Raw genomic sequence first — 20,930 nt, 5'->3', positions numbered from 1 at the left:
TTTTTGCACTAATCCCCAACAGGACATCTAAACCAAATTTACATAGCCAATGAAAGACAGACACTACATATAGAAAGCCAATTTCTTCAAATCATTTAAAAAAAATGTTGAAATTTGTCCCGTCGAGGTCACTTAAAGAGACAACTATTTAATAGTTGTCTCTTTTTTTATACACAAATATGTAGGTTTTTCAAGCCTTGACGACCTAAAATAATGGCTTTTTAAACTGAAACATTCTTCTAAATGAAATTCATTTTATCTATTAGTTTTTCGGTTTCTTTTTTTTGATAATATTTTTAAAAATGCTTGATTTAAACCTTAAGATAGATCTCCTGTTTTTAAATTAATATTGGTCGGTGGAATAGATCAGCATCGTCTCTATTGTATACAATGTCGCACCTACCTGCCTCATTACTTGATAGCTATTTTATAAATGCAAATCATTATTCTGTAAAAAAAAGTGGTGCTATCCTCTTTACATTTGATAAAAGAAGAACGATAAAGGATAAAGGACAAACCCGGACAAGCACAGCAATACCTGCAAACCTGCTCAGGACCCTTCCTTAAAAAAAACTACAGTAATAATCTAATTAAAAAAATAAAATGAAAAATTCAGATACACCGGAAAATGACCCTCAGGATGACCGTAATTTTCAAAACGCAAACACAGGCTCACAAAGCAGCGATCCCAACAGCAATCCTTATGATTCAGAGAATCTTGACCATGAATCAGGCAGCGGCTCTAAAGATATAACCGAGAAGGACATTGAAAAGGACCTTATAGAAAATGATCCCTCTGAAGGGTTTGAAACTGATATTGATACACTACAGAGCAATGAGGCTGAACGTGAACCCTTTGAAACCATAGAGCCCGATCAGGATAATCCCGTGAACAGGGAATTCGAAATTGGGGAATTGGGCAATCAGGAGCTTAAAGAAGATGAACTCACAAGGGATGAATCGCGTCATGGTGCACCCGGCAATACTAAGCCTTCTGGGCGAAAATTTTAATGTACCCGGATTGAATCCAATAAAAAAAACCGTTGAAGACAACGTTTCTTTATTGGATTACGTAGACGATCTTAAATACTCAAATTCTATCCGGAGTATATCTAATAGCGCATCAACACTTTCCATAGCAATGCGCCGCAGGTAATCGCCGATAGTAGGGAATCTTAGCCATCTGAAAATAATATAATTAAACAGCAGAAGGCTATAATTTATCCACCGCTGCTTTTTTTAACTTTACTGCTCTTTCTCTCCTTAAGAGATTGATTATCTGCTGCTAGAACAGCAATTATTAACTATTAAATAAAACATTATGATACCACAAAAAAAACATACGTACTATCAGGACAATAGTACGTATCACATGGGGGAAGAATCCATCGGGTCTGAAACCATGGAGCACACCGATCCGGGTGTCAACCAGCATTATAACGATGAGAGGTCAGCCGACCACCAGCCCACCGAACTGGATCATGACGATGCAGACAGAAGGACTTTAGACGAGTCTGAAGCCGATGAAGATGACGAGGATTAAAGCACCTCCCTTACCGCAGATTACGAAATAGAAAAGCCTCTGAAATGACTGCATTTAGGAGGCTTTTTTGTCTATGTTCCATGCCAAAATAAGTTCACACTAAAGCGATCTTTTTAAGAGGATTTAGCTTAGCGGGTTATCTAAAAACTCATCAATGAAGATTACACAGGAAAGCTTTAAAAATATCATGTCAAATAGAAAATCAATTACCCACTAGTCCAAATACCCACATTCATTGTAGAAGAGTTAGTGAAAGTAGTTTTATTCCAAACAGCGTAAAAAAATACGCTACAAATTTTATATTTTATTTTTTTTAACCGAAATTTCAAAATTTCCAGCACCAAGTAAACCATCTCCACCCACCCCTTCAATATTTCCTGAAAAAATAGTGTTTATATCGGAGCAGAAAAATGATAAGTCAGCCTCTCCCTGTTCATTAGTAACCATATCGGGTTTCCAGAATAATGTATTGCGATAATCAGGAAGTGGGTCATTTATGGTAATGGCATCATAAAAGGGTTCATAAAACACTTTCTTGCCATAAAACCCCTTAATCTTCACAATGTTAAATAGGTCTAAAAGCTCCACTTCTGTATAGTTGGGATAGTGATACGGACCTGTTTTTATTCCATTAGGCATACCATAAATTTCACCTTCTATAGGTTTCCTATTATTAATTTCTCCCCAATGGTTAGGACAATTTAAGATATTATAACTACATACATAGTCTGCGTTTAATTTAGCTAAACTATCAAGCTTCCCAATATACTTATCCCGAAACATCTTATTCTTTTTTGAGGTTATTAAAACTTCTTTTAATTTATTTACTTCGGGACGCTCAGCAAAATTTGATACAACTTCTGTTTTTGTTTCCGATATGGTTGGTATTGGATAAAGCGCTGTTTTGATTTTACGCTCTTTATTGATTTCTTCAAATGAAAAATCCTTAATATGCATACGATATTTGGATTGAGGAGGAGCTATCAGTTTGAGATAGGCATACTCGCCCTTTCCTTTTTTTGAATCATCAGGGGTAACAATAAAAGTTGCCCTATCATCGATCATCAAAAGGCCGGTTTCTTTCTGCCCATCGGCTGCAAATATCGTTATCACTTGTGGTAGTGGTTCGTTTACTTTCGAATCTGCTTTTTTTATAATGACTTTGCCTTTCAGTTCATCAAAAACTATTGGTTTTAAGGTAGTACCGAACTCTTTTAAATTGGTTTCTTCCCAAACATAACTTCTCCATCCTTGTGTGAGTAACAATAAATCTAATGCTGCTATACGGTCTTTGTTTTTCTCGTCAAAATAATAATCCGGATTGTAAATATTTCCTTTTAACTGGGTAGAAAGAAAATAATGGGTGAGTATGTTTTTTGAATCCTGTTTGTTTTGATACAGCCTATCATACACACTCAATCCCAAATGTGCCACTAGAGGCTGACCTTTTTCGTCTGACACTTTTATTTTTAGATTTACCTTCTCTCGCGTACCATAATCTTTTTTATTAAGTTCCGTCTTGATGTATAATTTTTGATCTTGTTTTACATACACCAATCGTTCTGCCAGAGGCACTGTATTTCCATTAAAAAGGGTAACTTCAGCAATCCCTTGCGGGACATCTTTCAATGGAATCCTGACCGATAATTCATTTTTTAATAAACCACTTGCAATACTGTAAACTATTCCCCTTACCTGTAATCTCAGATAAACACGTTCCGCTTGCAGGGCAGAACTTTGGGTAATTTTAAAAGTCAATGCTTCTTTCGTATTGTTTACTAATTGCAATATTTTTCCGTTTTGAGATATTTTTGCTAAAGAAAAATTTTCCTCAGATGCTGGTGTTGTGAGTTGAATATGATATTTTTTGTTTGCGTCGGGCGTAAATACAAAACTGCCCATTCCTGCATGTGTACTTTTAAAAGCAACTAAAGGTCTATCGTTTTCATACAAAGTGCCCGAAACATTCACGGGCAAACCATTTGAATTTACAGCCTTAAATGCCATGGTGCTCGGAATTCCCGAAACTAGGTTTCCTCCTTCCGCAAAAGTGGCAAATTGTAAGATGCTGTCTTTTTGAACCGAATTAATAATGGCTTTACGGTTAATTGTTTTTAGAATCTCTAATTTCTTTATGGCATAAAATTCTCTGGTGTTTTTAGTATAGGAAAAAGAACTGTAAGCTGCCATGGTATAGGTTCCCTCCGGTAATGAACTATCTAAAAAGAGATGCCCGTTGACAAAACCATTTTCTATTTCATATTTCTTTTCCCAGACCACTTGATCTGTTTTGTCTTCTATCAATTGCACGAACAATATTTTGCTGCGTCCCGATGGCAAAAAAAATTGCGCATCCAGGACATAACCTTTAAACCATACGTCTTCCTCAGTTTCATAAATGGTTTTGCTGGTTTGCAGGTACACCAAATCGGAAGCATTGTCTTTGGACAAACTATGTAATTGTTCGGCTAATGCGTCTGAAACTGCCGCGCTCTGGGGAACTGTATTACCGTTTTGCGAATACACGCAAAAATCGGATAATAGCCATAACAGCAGAAATATATGGGTCAATCTAAAGAAAAGGTATTTTTTTGTATTCATACATACTGTTGTAAGCATACTATAGCTTTTTATTAGCAAATTATTTTCTCTATAAATTTAGCAATTAGTTAGTTACCTTATAACTATAGATAAAATTATCCTACAAATTTTCTGTTTTGGAGCTTTAAATTTTGGTTATAGTTATTAGGATACAATAGTGTTAATCATACAACTATTACTAAGAGTTGTATAATGTTTAAATAGCATTCGGCATCACCTTTACCGAATCAAATAATCCTAATTCAAAAAAATCAAATGAAAATTAAAACTTTACTATTAACCTTTATTATTTTATGTGCTGCCCTGATTACAGGATGCGAAAATGATGATTTTGTAGAAGTTATTGGAGTATGTCCAATAGTCGAATCAACAACTCCTTTAAGCAATGCCTTAAATGTTCCTTTGGGACAGGTTATTACTGCAACATTTAACGAAGAAATGGATCCAGGTTCAATTACTTCAACTTCGTTTACTGTCGCAGGAGCGACCCCTATTACAGGAACAGTAAGCTATTCTGGCAAAACAGCATCATTCAAGCCACAATCTTTACTTTTAGAGAATACAACATACACAGCGAAAATTACAACAAAAGTCAAAGACGTAATGGGTAATTTTTTACAGCTTGAATATGTATGGGTATTTTCGACAGGTACGCTTTTAAGACCTGTAGTTATTGCTGCAGATCCTATTAACAATGCCATTGCAGTTCCGTTAAATAAAACAATTTCTGCAACATTCAATATGGCTATGAATCCAGCCACATTAAACAACACCACTTTTAAAGTAAATCAAGGGGTTAATGCGGTAGCAGGATCAATTTCTTATACAGGATCAACGGTGTCTTTTATACCTGCAACTCCTTTATTAACAAATAAAATCTATACTGTTACTATAACTACTGGTGCAAAAAACACATTGGATACCCCAATGACAGCAGATTATACCTGGAATTTTACAACAGATATGATACCTGTAGTAACTGCAACAGACCCAATGAATAATGCTGTGAATGTTGCTTTAAATCAAACTGTAACTGCCGATTTTAGTACTATCATGGATATTGCTTCAATCAATGCGGCGACATTTACTCTTAAGCAGGGTGCGACAGTAATTCCAGGTACGGTTTCTTACTCTGGCACTACTGCTTCGTTCAAACCGACAAATTCACTTGTAGTAGGAAAAATTTATACAGCCACAATTACAAATGGGGCAAAAAGTGCGGCCGGAACTTCATTGGCTGCTGATTATATTTGGAACTTTACAACTACACTCTTACCCCCTGCACCTTTAGTCATAGATCTTGGTACTGCAGCTATGTTTGGAGCTTTTGGTGGTAACGCCGGAATTACAAATCAGGGATTAAATACCGTAATAAACAACGGAAGTCTAGGTACAACCGCTGCCTCAACCCTTATTACAGGATTTCATGATGGTCTTGTCATTTATACTGAAACTCCTTTAAATGTTGGAAATGTTACCGGTGATATATTTACCGCACCTCCAGTTCCCGGAACAGCTACATCGTTAGCAGTTGCGCAAAAAGGATTACTGGATGCAAATGCGGCCTATTTAAGTATTTCGCCAGCTGCAAAACCGGGTGGTTCAGATCCAAATGCTGGAGAATTAGGTGGATTGACATTAGCTCCAGGCGTTTATAAGTCAGCGAGTGGTACTTTCAAAATCAGCAATGGCAACCTGACGCTTGATGCACAAGGTGACCCAAATGCTACCTGGATTTTTCAAACTGCTTCAGGACTTACAGTTGGAATTGCAGGACCTACAGGTGCCAAAAGTGTAATTATGATCAACGGTGGATTACCTAAAAACGTTTTTTGGTATGTAGGTAGTGCTGCAACGATCAACAGTGCCGGCGGCGGAACAATGGTTGGAACTATTATTGCTAATTCTGGTGTTACTTTTTCTACTGCAGGAAATGCCAATCAAACAGTGCTTAACGGAAGGGCTATCTCTTTAGTAGCATCTGTCACCATGGTAAATACAACTATTAATGTTCCATAAATAAAAAAAAATCAACAGTAAAATCCCGTCCTAAGACGGGTTTTTTTTCTCTATAAAAACAATAATTAAATAAACGTAAATGAAAACTAACATTAGTTTTAAAACAAATAGATACATAAAGCAATTTTCAGATAAAACGCTATTCAATAGATTTTTACTTTTTACTTTATTATGCTTAAGTGCTCAGACAACGCTTCAGGCACAAGAAATTTATTATACAAAACCTTCCTGGTTCTTTGGTGTTGCGGGTGCCACCAATTATAATTTTTACCGTGGTTCAACACGCCAGCTTAATTCAGGTTTGACTCCTCCGGTTACTTTTCATAATGGCGAAGGTGCAGGACTTTATCTGGCACCACTTGTAGAATTTCATAAACCCGATACAAGATTGGGGTTCCTGTTTCAGGCAGGTTATGACAGCAGAAAAGGTTCTTTCGATCAGAAAGTTACTCCTTGTAACTGCCCTGCTGATTTATCTACAGATTTAAGTTATATTACTGTAGAACCAAGCATTCGTTTTGCACCTTTTAAATCTAATTTTTATTTGTATGGAGGACCTCGTTTGGCTTTCAATTTAGACAAATCATTTAAATATACACTGGGAACTAACCCTGCTTATCCCGAACAAGAAGCTTCACCTGCTGTAAGAGGTGATTTTGATGCGATGAAAGAAACGCTTATTTCAATGCAGATTGGAGCAGGTTACGATATTCCGTTATCTTCACAGAATCATAAAACACAATTTATTTTGTCTCCTTTTGTGAATTTTCAACCTTATTTTGGACAACATCCCCGCACAACCGAAACCTGGAACAACACTCTTCTTAGAGTAGGTATGGCGCTTAAGTTTGGGCAAGGAAGTGCAATGAATACTCCTACGGCCGCAGAGTCAAAAGTGCAGTTTTCTGTAAATGCACCTAAAAATATTCCAGGTGAACGTAACGTACGTGAGGTATTTCCTTTACGCAATTATGTTTTTTATGACCTTGAGTCCAATAAAATACCAAGCCGTTACAAATTATTGAATAAAGAAGATGTAAAAGATTTCAATGAAGATCAGATTGGAATTACGGCAAGCGTAAATCCAGCTGGTCGTTCTGCACGACAAATGGCGGTTTATTACAACGTTATTAATATTCTTGGAAGTCGAATGCTAAAAAATCCTGCGTCAAATGTTACGCTAGTTGGTTCTTCAGAAAAAGGAAACGAAGATGGTACTGCGATGGCAGAATCTATCAAAACGTATTTAGTTTCTGTGTTTGGAATAAATGCATCAAGAATAACGACCAAAGGACAATTAAAACCTTCAATTCCATCTGAACAGCCTGGGGCAACAAAAGAATTGGTACTGCTTCGCGAAGGAGACCGCAGGGTTTCTATCGAAAGTAATTCTCCTGATTTATTGATGGAATTTCAAGCTGGTCCAGATGCTCCGCTAAAACCGTTAGAGCTTATTACTGTTCAGGAAGCGCCGATTGACAGTTATATTACTATTGATGCTACAGGTGCTGGAAAAGCGTATTCGTCATGGTCTTTAGAAACTACAGATCCAGACGGGAAAATAAAAACTTTTGGACCTTATACTCAGGAAAAAGTAAGTATTCCGGGTAAAAGCATTATGGGAACCCGTTCTGAGGGTGATTATAAAGTAAAAATGATTGGAAAAACCAAAAGTGGCAGCACTATTGAAGAAAAAGTTACTACTACTCACATGGTGTTGTGGACACCATCTAAAACAGACGAAGGTCTTAGATTCAGCATTCTTTTTGAATTTAATAAATCAAAGACAATTGCGATGTATAAGAAATATTTAACAGAAGTTGTTACACCTAAAATACCTCAAAACGCTGTTGTTATCATTCATGGCCACACCGATATCATTGGTGAAGAATCTTATAATTTGAATTTATCTTTAGACAGAGCCAATGAAGTGAAAAGTATTATAGAGAATGCATTGTCAGATTCTGGCAGAAAAGATGTAAAATTCGAAGTACATGGTTTTGGAGAAGACGAAAGTATGTCTGCTTTTGAAAATAAACTTCCTGAAGAACGTTTTTACAACCGTACGGTTATAATTGATATTATTCCAGTTAAATAAATAATAAACATATACTTTTCATAACAAGGCTAAACCTGCATCTTTCAAACCTATTAAAAAACTCTAAATCAACAATTTAGAGTTTTTTTTTTATTATTTACACCGCCTTTTCTTTTTTCGGGTGTGACAACTTGGTTCTTGGTCTGCTTCAGTCACCAACCCCTACGATACATACAAACCTCCTTTAAATAAAAACCTTAAATAATTAACTTATAAAATAGGTTGAAAATAAGCCAATTTCTTTAAATCTTGCATAAAATGATTTTGAAATTGTGCCGTAGAGTCACTTAAGGAGACAACTAAATAGTAGTTGTCTCTTTTATTATACCCAAACATATAGATTTTTCAAGCCTTTACAGCCTAATCTTTTATGGTTCATTTTTTTGGATAATGACCCTCTAATGCCTCCTCAAAAATGCATCAATCCTTCTCATTTAAAAATTCTGAAGTGGATCGATGCTATTCTTTTTTTGGAGCGACATATTGAAATTTAAATTGGTTTTGCATAAGTATCTTGGTTTATTAGATACTAAAAAACTATCATAATAAAGCCTTAAAGTAACTCCAAAACGATCTGATGTTTCACCCTTTTTCTTTAACTTTACACAGTAATTCTTATTTTAAGATAAATAAACAAACTTTCTTTTCCTTAAAAAATTAAAGAACAAGCTGTACAGCATCTTCAATTCCTTTTTTTGGAAATTACATTTTATAATAATTAGTTAATTGAAAACTATGAACAAATTTGACTTTGGAATTGTAGGATTGGGGGTAATGGGGCGTAATTTACTTTTGAATATTGCCAGCCATAATTTTGCGGCAGCAGGTTTAGATTTAGATACCGAAAAGGTTAACTCTCTTCAGCGGGAAGCCGATCCTGATCATACTATTGAAGCGACAACAGATGTTAAACATTTCGTCGAGCTTATACAACAACCAAGGGCTATTATGCTGCTCGTTCCTGCAGGAAAACCTGTTGACAGCGCAATAGCAAGTTTACTTCCTCATTTAGATAAAGGTGACATTATAATTGATGGTGGGAATACTTATTTCACAGATACAGACAGAAGATTTTTAGAATTATCCGAAAAGGGAATTCATTTCTTTGGAATGGGAATTTCAGGTGGTGAAAAAGGAGCCAGATTTGGTCCTGCAATGATGCCAGGCGGCGATCAGAAAGCATACGAAAGACTTCGTCCTATTTTTGAAGCCATTGCAGCAAAAGTGGATGGGGAACCTTGTGTTGAATATTTAGGAAACGGATCTGCCGGCAACTATGTAAAAATGGTTCATAACGGAATCGAATACGGAATCATGCAGCTTATTTCTGAAATTTATGACCTTATGAAAAGAGGTTATAATCTGGATGAAGATACTATTCAAAAAACTTTTGAGGAATGGAACCAAACCCACGATCTTAAATCGTATTTGATCGAAATTACCGGAAACATCCTGAAACAAAAAGACGAAGACGGAAGCAGACTGATCAATAAAATTTCGGATTGGGCAAAATCTAAAGGAACTGGAAAATGGACTTCACAAAACGCAATGGATTTGCAAGTGCCAATCCCAACTATAGATGCGGCCGTTTTTATGCGCGATATGTCTAAAACGAAACCGGAAAGAATTGAAGCTGCCAAAAAACTTGTTTGGAACACTCCTGCAACTGAGGTTAATACAAACGAGGCAATTGAGGCATTAAAATCAGCTTTATACTTAGCTATTGTAGTGACTTACGCACAAGGATTAGCACAGTTACATACTGCATCCAAAGAATATAACTACGGATTAAACTTAGAAACTGTTGCTAAAATATGGCGTGGCGGCTGTATTATTCGTGCCAACATTTTAGAAGATTTCAGAAAAGCATATGTTACAGAAACAGATTTACCTAACTTACTTCTAGATGCTGGAATCGCTTCAAAATTAACAGAGAACCAAGCAGGAATGAGAACCGTTATTCAATTTGCTGTTCAAAAAGGATTACCTGTAGCGGGACTGATGAATTCACTGGCTTATTTTGATGCCTACAGATCTGAAAATCTCCCAACAAATCTAATTCAGGCGCAACGAGATTATTTTGGCGCTCATACCTACGAACGCATTGATACAACTGGTGTTTTCCACACACAATGGTCTGAATAAGGAACTTTTAGCAACACAACACACAAATGAGTAAGTTCAAAAATATAAATCCAACAATTATTGTCATTTTTGGAGGAACCGGAGATCTGGCAAAAAGAAAATTATTTCCCGCATTTCAAAATCTGTACCTTGACGGCCGTATGTCTGAAAAATTTCAGATTATCGCATTAGGAAGAGCTGAAAAAAGCAATGAAGAATTCCGAAGCTATGTTTTAGAAAATCTGGAAACTTTTTCAAGAAAAAAAGGTAGTTCTAATTCAGAAACTCATAAATTTCTTTCTCATATAGACTATCAAAGTCTTGATATTGACAAAGAGGAATCTTATCAAAGATTAAATGAAAAGATTAACAGCATTGATGAGGCATTTGGAGAACGTGCCAATCGCCTTTTCTATCTTTCCATCACGCCTTCTTTCATAAGTACCATTTCTGGTAATATTAAGAGAATTGGTCTTGCATCTAATATAAAACAGGATCGTATTATAATTGAAAAACCTTTTGGTTACGATAAAACTTCTGCCATTGCACTTAATGAAATGCTCTCGAAGACTTTCAAAGAGGAACAGATTTACAGAATTGATCATTATTTAGGGAAAGAAACCGTTCAGAACATTCTGGCTTTTCGTTTTGGAAATTCGATGTTTGAACCTTTATGGAGTCGAAATTTCATTGATTTTGTTCAAATTACCGTAGCAGAAGAAGTTGGAGTTGAAGAACGCGGTGGTTTTTATGAAGGAGTCGGTGCCTTAAAAGATATGATTCAGAACCATCTGCTACAAATTCTATGCATGACCGCTATGGAGGCCCCGGCTTCATTAGCTGCAGATGACATACGAAATCGTAAAGCAGATGTATTGAAATCTATTCGCCGCATCAAACCCGAAGAAGTTGATCATTACGTTGTCAGAGGACAATATGATGCAGGTGCTATAAAAGGAAATCCTGTTGCCGGATACCGTCAGGATAAAGGAATTGCTCCGGATTCTATTACAGAAACTTACGTGGCTATGAAAATTTATCTGGATAACTGGAGATGGCAAGGAATTCCGTTTTATCTGCGTACCGGAAAAAGAATGGAAGAAAAACAATCTTCGATTATTATACAGTTTAAACCAGTTCCACATTCCTCATTTTCGTACGGAAAAGAGGGCATGACACCAAACAGGCTTATTATCAATATTCAGCCTGCAATGGATATCAAGCTGCAATTTATGACCAAAAAGCCAGGACTTTCACTTTCATTGAGACCAGCAGAAATGATATTCGATTATTTCGCCTGCTCGACAATGTCACCAGAAGCCTATGAAACATTGATTGCTGATGCATTAGCGGGTGATCCTACGCTATTCATGCGTTGGGATCAGGTAGAACAAGCCTGGGATGCTATTGACACGATTCAACAGGTATGGAAAAATACGGTGCCGGTAAATTTCCCAAATTATAAAGCAGGAAGCTGGGGACCTGAAGAAGCAGACGAACTGTTGGCGCGTCAGGGACACAAATGGATTCCAAACACACAAAAAAAGAAGAACTTTTAGATGATACAGATATATAATACAACAGAAGAAATTAATATAACAGCAGCAGACCTTTTTATAGCATCAGCACAAAAAGCAATTGCTGAAAAAGGCAAATTTACAGCCGTACTTACAGGAGGTTCCTCTCCTGCCGGAATTTACAAGTTATTAGCTTCGGACGCTTACAAAACTAAAATTGACTGGAGTAAAGTTTTTATTTTCTGGGGCGACGAGCGCTGGGTACCTCTTAATGATGACCTTAGCAATGCAAAAATGTCTTATGCTACTTTATTAGGCCACGTTCCTATTCCGTCAGAAAATATTTTTGAGATGTACAAAGACGGTGTTACACCCGAAGATTTTGCAGTTACGTACGAACAGTCTATTAGATCTGTTTTAGGTGGCGAAGGAAAATTTGATCTTATCTTGCTAGGTATGGGAGATGACGGACACACCGCTTCCCTTTTCCCTGGTCAGGCAGTTTTGGAAGAACAAAATAAATGGGTTTCAGCCTATTATCTGGAACCTCAAAAAATGTACCGTATCACACTTACTGCGCCACTGATAAACCAAGCTGAAAAAATCATCGTAGTGGCTTTTGGAGAGAAAAAGGCGCATGCTTTAAAAGAAGTAACAACAGGCGAATACAATCCGGTAACTTACCCTATGCAGTTGATTAAACCCATTACTGGAGAATTATTATTTCTTGTAGATAAAAATGCTGCAGTCACAAACTAAAAAACCGTTCTTATAGCCTAAAAAATATAGGATGACAAAAGATTTAGAAAAAGAAAAACAACTTGCTGCAAAACAAGCTGTGAAATTTATTGAAAACAATCAAATTGTCGGCTTAGGCACGGGCTCCACAGCTTATTATGCTATAATTGAAATTGGCGAACTGGTAAGTAATGGTTTAAAAATTAAGGCTGTGCCAACATCGGAGAAAACCAGGTCGCTTGCTCAATCTTTAAATATTCCTCTGATCGATATAAACACAGTCAATTCAATTGATATAACAATCGACGGTGCAGACGAATTCACAGAAGATTTGACTTTAATTAAAGGTGGTGGTGGCGCTTTAATTCAGGAAAAAATAGTTGCATCCCTAACCAAAGACTTAATAATTATCGCAGATTCATCTAAAAAGGTAGAGTTACTTGGAAAATTTAACCTTCCAATTGCAGTTGATCCTATTGCATTAGATTCGGTTTTAAGTCAAATTAGGTCAATAAACGGATCAGGAAAAATTAGATTAGCTGCCGACAAACCTTTTATTACCGACCAGGGAAATTACATTGTTGATGCTGATTTTGGACTGATATATAATCCTGTTTTACTTGCTAATAAACTAAGTAAAATTGATGGTGTTGTAGGCCATGGTTTATTTATTAAACTTGCACAAAGGGTTATAATGGGACAGGGTGACACAACAATAACCTATAGCATATAAGAAGGTGAAATACAAAATAAATCTACAAAGTCCATGGACAAAAATGCCATATTTTTGGTAGGTTTTTCTGCTTGCTACAAATTGGAAGGTATTTAAAAACAAAAAGGCCCTCAATTGCTTGAAGGCCCATTCACAAAAAAAAATAAACTAAACTAAATTATTATAATTTCAACAATACCTTTTCAGGATAGTCGGTAATAATTCCATCAACTTTCAGATGCAGCATATGATCTATAGCGGCATCCTCATTAACTGTCCATGGTATAATCCTTATTTTTAAAGATCGCAGAGAATCTACTTCGGCTTCGTTAAGCAACTTATAACTTGGACTATAGATTTCCGGGGTGAAATCAAGCAGTGACAAATTTTTAATCATAGTACCTTCCCCAACAAGAAAAGCAATCTTTGTTTTGGGATACATCTTATGCAATACATTTAAAACCTCAGGATCAAAAGACTGGATATTAATTTTATCTTCAACGCCTTTGTCTTTAATCACCTTCATGACCATTGCACAAAATACTGCAGGCTGAGGCTGTCTCACACCGTAATCCGCTTTTTCAGATTTGATCTCAATATTATATCTAACTGGCTCAAGCTTATTTGCAGCAATATATTCCTCCACACTCTTTATTACTTCAGATAAAAGGGGTTTGTAAGTCTTAATCTTTTGTTGGGTTGGAAAAGCTGCATTGCCTCTTGAACCACTGTCAAATCTTTTAATACTGTCGTAGGTCATTTCGTAAAGATTATAACTTTTTTCTTTATCTTTTCGAATAGCATGTCCTTCACTATCACTCATATATTGAGAAGACATAAAATTCTCGTGCGAAACCACTACTTTTTGATCTTTTGAAATCACCACATCCATTTCTATAACTACGGCACCCTTTTTTACAGCACTCAAAAATGCCGGAACAGTATTCTCAGGAAAATTTCCTCTATCACCCCTGTGCCCCTGAACTTCAACAGCGTAAGCCTGTACCGTTTTTGGTGTACTTCCACAGCTATATACCCCTAAGAGTACTACTGCAATAATTATAAATTTTATTTCTCTGATCATTTTTGTCTTCAATTATTTAACCTTATCTATTCTGTAACTGCTGGTCGCTGTATGGGTTTTGCCAAACATATCTGTTGCTTTAATTTGAATAGTATGAGTACCAATGGCAAGATCTGAGGCGATATCTCCCCTCCATACATGGGTGCTTTTTTCAGGATCAGAAGATCTCTTGCCCGGCATAAGAACCTCTGAGAGTTCCCACTCGTAAACCAGTTCCACATAAGAAGGATCCTCAACCTGCATATAATCCATCTCTTTCCATTCTCCCTGATCGATACGATAGGTTACTTTATCTTTTTTGCTTCCCATGAAAAAATTTACAAAGACACCCGATTTGGTGCGCTTGCCTTTTGCAACCACCTTTGGACTAAAAACCTTCATCTGATATTCCTGTGGCTTGCCCGCAGTTTTATAATCTACAGTATATTGGTTTCCTTTAAAATGAAAAAAAGCGTACCCTTTCGGCGTTCCGTCTCTCATAACGGAAATAGGAATTCCCTTCTCGTCCAATTTTCCCGAATACCAGTCTCCTGAAGTAGTTCCTATATTATAATGATGATGTGGTTTTTCCTGTAACCAGCCGTCTTTCTTTTCAAAGAAATCCTGACGCTGCATGTGGGTATGCGCTGAAAGTGACAAGGTATTTGGGAAATCCTTCAACAATTCAAATAACTTTTGACGGTCACTGTCCCTGAAAGAATCATCTTTGGGATCTGGTTCACTAATTGGAATATGAAAAGCCATCACAATTAAATTGTCCTTAGGTACTACCTTCAAATCATTTTCGATAAATTGCATTTGTTCCTCTGTAAACCCTCCCCAATAGCCTTCGTTATCTCTTGGATCCGGATATAAAATATCATCAAGAATTATAAAGTGAACTTTACCATAGTTAAAGGCATAATTGGCTGGGCCAAAATGAGCTTCGTAGGTTTCATCTGACTGATTATCCACCTTGGCATCAAAATTCAGGTCATGGTTCCCTAAAAGATTATACCATGGAATCCCGACTTTTTTTACCGCCTGGATATAAGGATTAAATAAACTTAGATCGTTTCCAACCAAATCCCCCATACTAAGTCCAAAAGGAATATTTTTGACACCTTCAACTTCAGAGACGATTCCTCTGGTAAAGAAATCAACCTCCTGAAGATTATAAGGCTGTGGATCTCCAAAAACAAGTGCTGTAAAATCATCTGTTTCTTTCTGCGGAATTAATCCAAAATCAACTGATTCCGGCAGTTTTCCTGTCGCAGCTACACCGGAAAATTTTGACTTAGGTGAACCTTCAGGTTTATAATTATAGAAAAACTGAGGAATATTGTCACTATTGGATTGTATCTTGTATCCCGAAGGTTTGATAACAGCAATAATAGCATCACTTTTCAGGGGAAGTTCATAGTCCCCCTTTTTATCGCTAATTACCACTTCACGGCCATTAGTTACGGCAACGCCCAAAATACCTTTTTCCTTTTTGTCTTTTTTTCCGTTTTGATTCAAATCTTCAAAAACGTTTCCTTTAACGGTTGTCTGTGCGGTTAAAACACCACAAAACAATAATGCGCTTACTATAATTGTCTTTTTCATTGCTGTCTTTTTTATTTGTCCCACCAAACTTTAGAATTGATATTATCACCTTCAATCATCTGAATGGCTTCCATGTAGTTTTCGTAATTTTTAATCTGCTGATTGTCCGGATAAGTGAATCTCGAAGGCATAATTCCTCCATTAAGCATAGCAGTCGTTTTTGGCAAAATCGGAAATCCTGTTCTGCGATATTCAAACCATTGTTGATAGTCGGTAAAATACAACGCATAATATTTTTGAAGCATGATTCTCTCCAATGTACCGTTGTATTGCGCCAGGGCATTATCAAAATAATTGGCAGGAGCGACAGCTTTCACCTGCTCCATTGCCGACTTAACGCCTTTCACATAATGTCCGGCAGCGTCAGCAACATAACCTCGCTGCGCCATTTCTGCTTTGATAAACTCAACCTCAGCATAAGTCATAATAAATATCTGCATTGGGTTTGTAGCCTGTGTATTTAAGAGTGTTGAAGCATTGTATTTAAACTGCGAATCAGAACCTGCATAGGCACTTGTAATTCCTTTATAGCCAAGAGGCGCATTGGTCACAAGTGCTGTAGCGCCTGTTGCAATTATGGCTCTTCTTGGATCTTCCATTGTATTTAAATTATCAATAAAAAAGGAAGCCATTTTTATATTTAAGTTAAAATCCTGAGGTCTTCCCCATGGAGACATATTAGGAGAAATACCTGTAACTTTTAAAATTGCTCCCTCTGCTGTAGTACTAAAAACAGGATAAATTTCGGGATGCTCAATCATATAAGTCAACTTTTCAAAAGCCTTAGTTTCACTACGATTTGAAATCCTTAATAATAATCTCATTTTTAGAGAATTGGTAAACTTTTTCCAGCTGGCCACTTTGTTCTGAAACAAAATATCCTCTGCGTAAATCATAGGTTTGCTGGTATCGTATAGCGTATTGGCTCTCTCCAAATCTGCGAGCAATGTTTCATAAATAAATTCCTGTTTGTCATATCTCGGATATAGGATACCATCTTCTCCACGCGCCGCTTCAGTCATTGGAACTGGCCCGAAAAGATCTGTTAAATTGGCGTAAACTAAAGCATTAAGTGTAAGGGCAATCGCTTCATAATTACCGTCTTTGACCTTCGCAGAAGCCATACGCATCTCGCGAATATTATTGAGCCATTTGTAATAATTGTTCCATGCTGAATTCCCAATATTATTACTAACATCATAGCGATGAAGTCCCCCGGTTATACTTGGAAAAGGTAGTGATACCTGCATCAGGTTGAAGGTTACATCAACACTTTGCAGCGCATTCTGAGAAGCAATCCCATAAATTATAGGGTTTAACAATGTACCCGGACTTACCTCTGTTATAAGATTAGGATTTTCATTAAGCTCTTCAAAACCTTGTGTACAGGAAATACTCATTCCGGTAAGCAATACTAACATTGCAGCTATTTTTATTTTTTTCATTGTCTTATTATAAAGTCAAACTTAAATTAAAACCATAAGTCGTTGGTGAAGGCATTTGTCCAGTCTCTACGCCTGGAAGAATAGTATCACCATTTAATACTGCAGTCTCAGGATCATAGATTGGGAAATCTGAAATAACAGCTAAATCTCTTGCAAAAACTGAAAACTGAACTGACTGTAATCCCGTATCTTTAAGCCATCTTTTTGGCATTGCATACTGCAGGCTTATTTCACGTAGTTTCGCATAAGAGGCATCAAAAGAATTAGATTCAATATTGGCTCTTCTGTAATAACGAACATACCAATCTGCCGTTGCTACTTTTTTTGTGTTTGGAGAATAGGTACCATCAGCATTCTGGATCACTCCATCTCCAATGATATAACCATCTGCTCTACCCATATTATTAGAATTCAATTTACCCTGCTCAGCAAGTTTGTGGTGTGTCATCGAATAAAGAACACCGCCGTATTGTCCGTCAATTGTTACATTCATGGTGAAATTACCGACAGTAAAAGTATTTGTCAAACCCGCTTTCCAATCCGGACTCGCATCACCTATGTATTGAATTTCTTCAGGATATGCAGGAAGACCAGCATTGTCGTACACAATCTGTCCTTCAGGGGATCTCACAAAGCCAAAACCATAAATAGCACTGGTTGTACCTCCTACTTTTGCAATAATAGAAGCTGTTCCTCCTGTACCAATAATCTGTTGTCCATCGATTCCTTCAGCAAGCTCCATTACTTTATTCCAATTGCGTGACCAGTTAAGGGTTCCGTTCCATTTGAAATTTTTATTATCTATGAATTTTCCACCAAGAGTAAGTTCAATACCTCTGTTTCTTACTTCACCACCGTTTAATACAGCTCCACTGTAACCTGTTGAAAAATCCATCGGAATATCAATGATCTGATTTTTTGTACTACTTTCATAAACAGTTGCGTCTGCAGTAAGGCGATTTTGAAGCATTCTGATTTCAAAACCAGTCTCAAAACTGGTGGTAATCTCAGGTTTAAAATGATCATTGTACAACACCGTCAACGTCTGAGCTGAGCTCGGAAAGGCGCTTTGTCCATAATATTTTTGCGTTTTATAAGGTTCTGTATCATTACCAACCTGGGCATATGAGAATCTGTATTTTAAATAATCAATGGCTTTGGGTAAAGCAGCCATCTCTGAAATGATTAAACTTGTATTTACAGACGGATAAAAGAAAGAATTGTTTTTTACCGGTAATGTACTGGTCCAGTCATTTCTCCCCGTTACATCTACAAAAAGCATTTCGCCATAAGACATGGAAACCAATCCATAAAGGCTGTTCATCTTTTTATAGGCATCTCCCAGAGTTAAAATCGGAGCGCTTGACCCGTTTGAAAGCTTGTAAACTCCAGGAACTACCAAACCAGTTACTTCGGCTTCTGTCCTTCTGTATTTGTAGCTCATCGCATTTCCTCCGGCTGAAGCCGCTAAAGCGAATTTGCTTCCGAAATTCTTTTTATATGAAAGTAAAAAATCAGAATTGATTTCTTGTTTGTATACATCCTGTCTTTCATAGAAGCCTTTCGCATATCTGTTGATACTGTAAGGTCTTTTTTGTTCTCTGGTTTGATTATAAGTATTAAGAGCCGAACGAACCATTAAATCCAGATTTGAGGACAATTTAATATTGGCAAAAATATTTCCAACAATCTGATCACTGTTTAGCGTATTGGTCGCCTCATACGCAATTAGATACGGATTATCAATAAAAGAGCTGAAAGGATGCAATTGCTGAATTTGTTCTTTTCCTTTCTCCCAAATAGGACGATACCAATCAAGGTCGATATTTGGCTGTTGGAAAATCATGAAATAAGCAATAGAACCGTTATTGTAACCTGTTGAAGGAAGATTATCGCTGTTTCGGGTATTGTAGTTCACAGTAGTTCCTAATTTAATTTTATCCGATACCTGATAATTGGCATTAATTGCTGCAGTTACCCTGTTAAAACCAGTGTTAGGCATAATCCATTCGTTTTTCTGGTGACCTAGTGAAAGACGCATAGATCCTTTATCGTCACCTCCCTGAATGGAAATATTATTATTTAAGGTTATCCCGGTGTTCCAAAAATCTTTACGGTTGTCCTTGTATGAAATCCACGGAACCCTGTTTGCTGACTGCCCCTCAACTGTCGGATCATATTGATAGAAATTCTGTCCGGTAAAGGCTGGCCCCCAGGCACTGCTGGTCCCACTTGTACTTGTTCCGTCAGCAGAATTACCATAAGAATAATATTGATTGCCCTGCGCATCTGGTGAATTACCGGTTCCCTGTCCGTAAGTATACTGATAGTCCGGCCATCTCTGTATTTTATCAAAAGCAGCACCACTGCTAAAAGAAATCCCCAGACCTTTGTTTTTTTTGCCTGATTTAGTAGTCAGAATCAGTGCGCCGTTTGCTGCGCGGCTTCCATAAAGTGCTGTTGCACCGGCTCCTTTTAGAACAGTAACACTTTCTATATCATCCAAATTAAGATCAGAAATTCCGTTACCGTAATCAATTGGAGAATCTTCTCCCATATAGGCGCTTGATGAACCGGAGGTTGTCATCTCTGCATTCACAGGTACTCCATCCACCACAATAAGCGCATAATTTCCTTTAGGGCTTAGTGACCTGTTTCCCCTTAGGGTAATCTGCTGCGAATTTATAGGTCCTGACCCTGTTGAGGTAATACTAAGACCTGAAACTTTTCCCTTTAAGGCCGACGACCAGTTATTGGATCTGGCCTGAGATAAGGTTTCTGACTTTAGGGTCTGCTGCGAAAAACCAAGACGCTTTTCTTCCCTTTTGATCCCCAAAGCAGTTACTACAACTTCATCTAACTCACTTGTACTTATCTTCATGGTAATCGTCAAAGGCGAATTACTTGCTTCAACATCTTGTGAAAGATAACCTAAATAAGAAACCGTAAGTACCGCTGAGGAGCTTGAAACTGCAAAACTGAAATTCCCTTCCATATCGGTCAGTGTACTGGTTTGGGTTCCTTTTTCAAGGACTGTAACACCCGGCATTGGAAAACCGCTTTCATCAAGTACTTTCCCGCGTACAGTCATTTGAGCGCGCCCGTTTTTAGTTACTATAATAGTATTATTAATTTTTTTAAAAGAGAGTCCGGTTTTCTCCGAGATTTTAAAAAGAATTACATCAAGGCTTTCTTTTTCCGCATAAATGCTGATACGTTGAGAAGTTCCCGATATTTTTTCATCAAAAACAAAAGTGAATGCGGTCTTTTGTTCAATCACTTTAAAAAATTCTGTAATTGTTGCGTCCTTCAGGTTTACACTAATTTGATTTTCTTTTATCGGGTTTCTCATGGCAAATCCCTGAAGAGTCAAAAAGAATGTTATCAGTACATAAAGATTTTTCATCTTAATATACTTATTGAAAAAAAATTGTAGTTTCGTATTCATTACTATTGGGCTAT

General features: G+C 37.0%; 13 protein-coding genes. 8 read left to right on the top strand and 5 right to left on the bottom strand.

The window, feature by feature from the left end:
- Positions 1–603 precede the first annotated feature (603 nt).
- Both J2X17_RS11145 and J2X17_RS11140 read left to right on the top strand, forming a co-directional pair.
- Positions 604–1,011, top strand: a complete 408-nt coding sequence (locus J2X17_RS11145; RefSeq protein ID WP_310297758.1) for a hypothetical protein — start codon at positions 604–606, stop codon at positions 1,009–1,011.
- Between the two features lie 310 nt (positions 1,012–1,321).
- Positions 1,322–1,543, top strand: coding sequence for a hypothetical protein (locus J2X17_RS11140; protein ID WP_310297755.1), 222 nt, complete (start codon positions 1,322–1,324; stop codon positions 1,541–1,543).
- A 297-nt stretch (positions 1,544–1,840) separates the two neighbouring features.
- Here J2X17_RS11140 and J2X17_RS11135 read toward each other — a convergent pair whose 3' ends face one another.
- Complete coding sequence (locus J2X17_RS11135; RefSeq protein WP_310297752.1) at positions 1,841–4,144, bottom strand: hypothetical protein; 2,304 nt, start codon at positions 4,142–4,144, stop codon at positions 1,841–1,843.
- Positions 4,145–4,399: 255 nt separating this feature from the next.
- Between J2X17_RS11135 and J2X17_RS11130 the strand changes: the two genes are divergently transcribed.
- The 6 genes from J2X17_RS11130 to rpiA all read left to right on the top strand — a co-directional run bounded on the left by J2X17_RS11130 (position 4,400) and on the right by rpiA (position 13,373).
- The gene (locus J2X17_RS11130; RefSeq protein ID WP_310297749.1) at positions 4,400–6,163 is read left to right on the top strand and encodes an Ig-like domain-containing protein; all 1,764 of its coding nucleotides are present in this window, start codon (positions 4,400–4,402) and stop codon (positions 6,161–6,163) included.
- A 79-nt stretch (positions 6,164–6,242) separates the two neighbouring features.
- Entirely contained in the window at positions 6,243–8,261 is a 2,019-nt protein-coding gene (locus J2X17_RS11125) for an OmpA family protein (RefSeq protein ID WP_310297746.1), read from the top strand.
- Between the two features lie 735 nt (positions 8,262–8,996).
- Positions 8,997–10,406, top strand: a complete 1,410-nt coding sequence (gene gndA, locus J2X17_RS11120; protein WP_310297743.1) for an NADP-dependent phosphogluconate dehydrogenase — start codon at positions 8,997–8,999, stop codon at positions 10,404–10,406.
- Positions 10,407–10,432: 26 nt separating this feature from the next.
- Positions 10,433–11,944, top strand: coding sequence for a glucose-6-phosphate dehydrogenase (zwf, locus tag J2X17_RS11115; RefSeq protein ID WP_310297739.1), 1,512 nt, complete (start codon positions 10,433–10,435; stop codon positions 11,942–11,944).
- On the top strand, positions 11,945–12,661 hold the full coding sequence (gene pgl, locus J2X17_RS11110) for a 6-phosphogluconolactonase (RefSeq protein WP_310297736.1): 717 nt from the start codon (positions 11,945–11,947) through the stop codon (positions 12,659–12,661).
- Positions 12,662–12,692: 31 nt separating this feature from the next.
- Entirely contained in the window at positions 12,693–13,373 is a 681-nt protein-coding gene (gene rpiA / locus J2X17_RS11105) for a ribose-5-phosphate isomerase RpiA (protein WP_310297733.1), read from the top strand.
- A 160-nt stretch (positions 13,374–13,533) separates the two neighbouring features.
- On the opposite strand, the gene J2X17_RS11100 is transcribed toward rpiA, so the two are convergent.
- The 4 genes from J2X17_RS11100 to J2X17_RS11085 are packed head-to-tail and all read right to left on the bottom strand — an operon-like array spanning position 13,534 to position 20,874.
- Positions 13,534–14,436, bottom strand: coding sequence for a glycerophosphodiester phosphodiesterase family protein (locus J2X17_RS11100; RefSeq protein ID WP_310297730.1), 903 nt, complete (start codon positions 14,434–14,436; stop codon positions 13,534–13,536).
- Positions 14,437–14,448: 12 nt separating this feature from the next.
- Entirely contained in the window at positions 14,449–16,023 is a 1,575-nt protein-coding gene (locus J2X17_RS11095) for a calcineurin-like phosphoesterase C-terminal domain-containing protein (protein WP_310297728.1), read from the bottom strand.
- Between the two features lie 11 nt (positions 16,024–16,034).
- Entirely contained in the window at positions 16,035–17,468 is a 1,434-nt protein-coding gene (locus J2X17_RS11090; RefSeq protein WP_310297725.1) for a SusD/RagB family nutrient-binding outer membrane lipoprotein, read from the bottom strand.
- A 7-nt stretch (positions 17,469–17,475) separates the two neighbouring features.
- Entirely contained in the window at positions 17,476–20,874 is a 3,399-nt protein-coding gene (locus J2X17_RS11085) for a SusC/RagA family TonB-linked outer membrane protein (RefSeq protein WP_310297723.1), read from the bottom strand.
- Positions 20,875–20,930: the final 56 nt, after the last annotated feature.

The sequence above is a fragment of the Flavobacterium aquidurense genome, assembly GCF_031458035.1.
GTDB classification, from domain to species: domain Bacteria; phylum Bacteroidota; class Bacteroidia; order Flavobacteriales; family Flavobacteriaceae; genus Flavobacterium; species Flavobacterium aquidurense_C.
Note: the sequence above shows the minus strand (reverse complement) of the source record. Positions and strands in the feature narration are given on the sequence as shown.

What these genes read in the sequence shown, in the direction of transcription:
- J2X17_RS11145 (WP_310297758.1), top strand. Translation starts at nt 604, where the DNA reads ATGAAAAATTCAGATACACCGGAAAATGACCCTCAGGATGACCGTAAT.
- J2X17_RS11140 (WP_310297755.1), top strand. Translation starts at nt 1,322, where the DNA reads ATGATACCACAAAAAAAACATACGTACTATCAGGACAATAGTACGTAT.
- J2X17_RS11135 (WP_310297752.1), bottom strand. Translation starts at nt 4,144, where the DNA reads ATGAATACAAAAAAATACCTTTTCTTTAGATTGACCCATATATTTCTG.
- J2X17_RS11130 (WP_310297749.1), top strand. Translation starts at nt 4,400, where the DNA reads ATGAAAATTAAAACTTTACTATTAACCTTTATTATTTTATGTGCTGCC.
- J2X17_RS11125 (WP_310297746.1), top strand. Translation starts at nt 6,243, where the DNA reads ATGAAAACTAACATTAGTTTTAAAACAAATAGATACATAAAGCAATTT.
- gndA (WP_310297743.1), top strand. Translation starts at nt 8,997, where the DNA reads ATGAACAAATTTGACTTTGGAATTGTAGGATTGGGGGTAATGGGGCGT.
- zwf (WP_310297739.1), top strand. Translation starts at nt 10,433, where the DNA reads ATGAGTAAGTTCAAAAATATAAATCCAACAATTATTGTCATTTTTGGA.
- pgl (WP_310297736.1), top strand. Translation starts at nt 11,945, where the DNA reads ATGATACAGATATATAATACAACAGAAGAAATTAATATAACAGCAGCA.
- rpiA (WP_310297733.1), top strand. Translation starts at nt 12,693, where the DNA reads ATGACAAAAGATTTAGAAAAAGAAAAACAACTTGCTGCAAAACAAGCT.
- J2X17_RS11100 (WP_310297730.1), bottom strand. Translation starts at nt 14,436, where the DNA reads ATGATCAGAGAAATAAAATTTATAATTATTGCAGTAGTACTCTTAGGG.
- J2X17_RS11095 (WP_310297728.1), bottom strand. Translation starts at nt 16,023, where the DNA reads ATGAAAAAGACAATTATAGTAAGCGCATTATTGTTTTGTGGTGTTTTA.
- J2X17_RS11090 (WP_310297725.1), bottom strand. Translation starts at nt 17,468, where the DNA reads ATGAAAAAAATAAAAATAGCTGCAATGTTAGTATTGCTTACCGGAATG.
- J2X17_RS11085 (WP_310297723.1), bottom strand. Translation starts at nt 20,874, where the DNA reads ATGAAAAATCTTTATGTACTGATAACATTCTTTTTGACTCTTCAGGGA.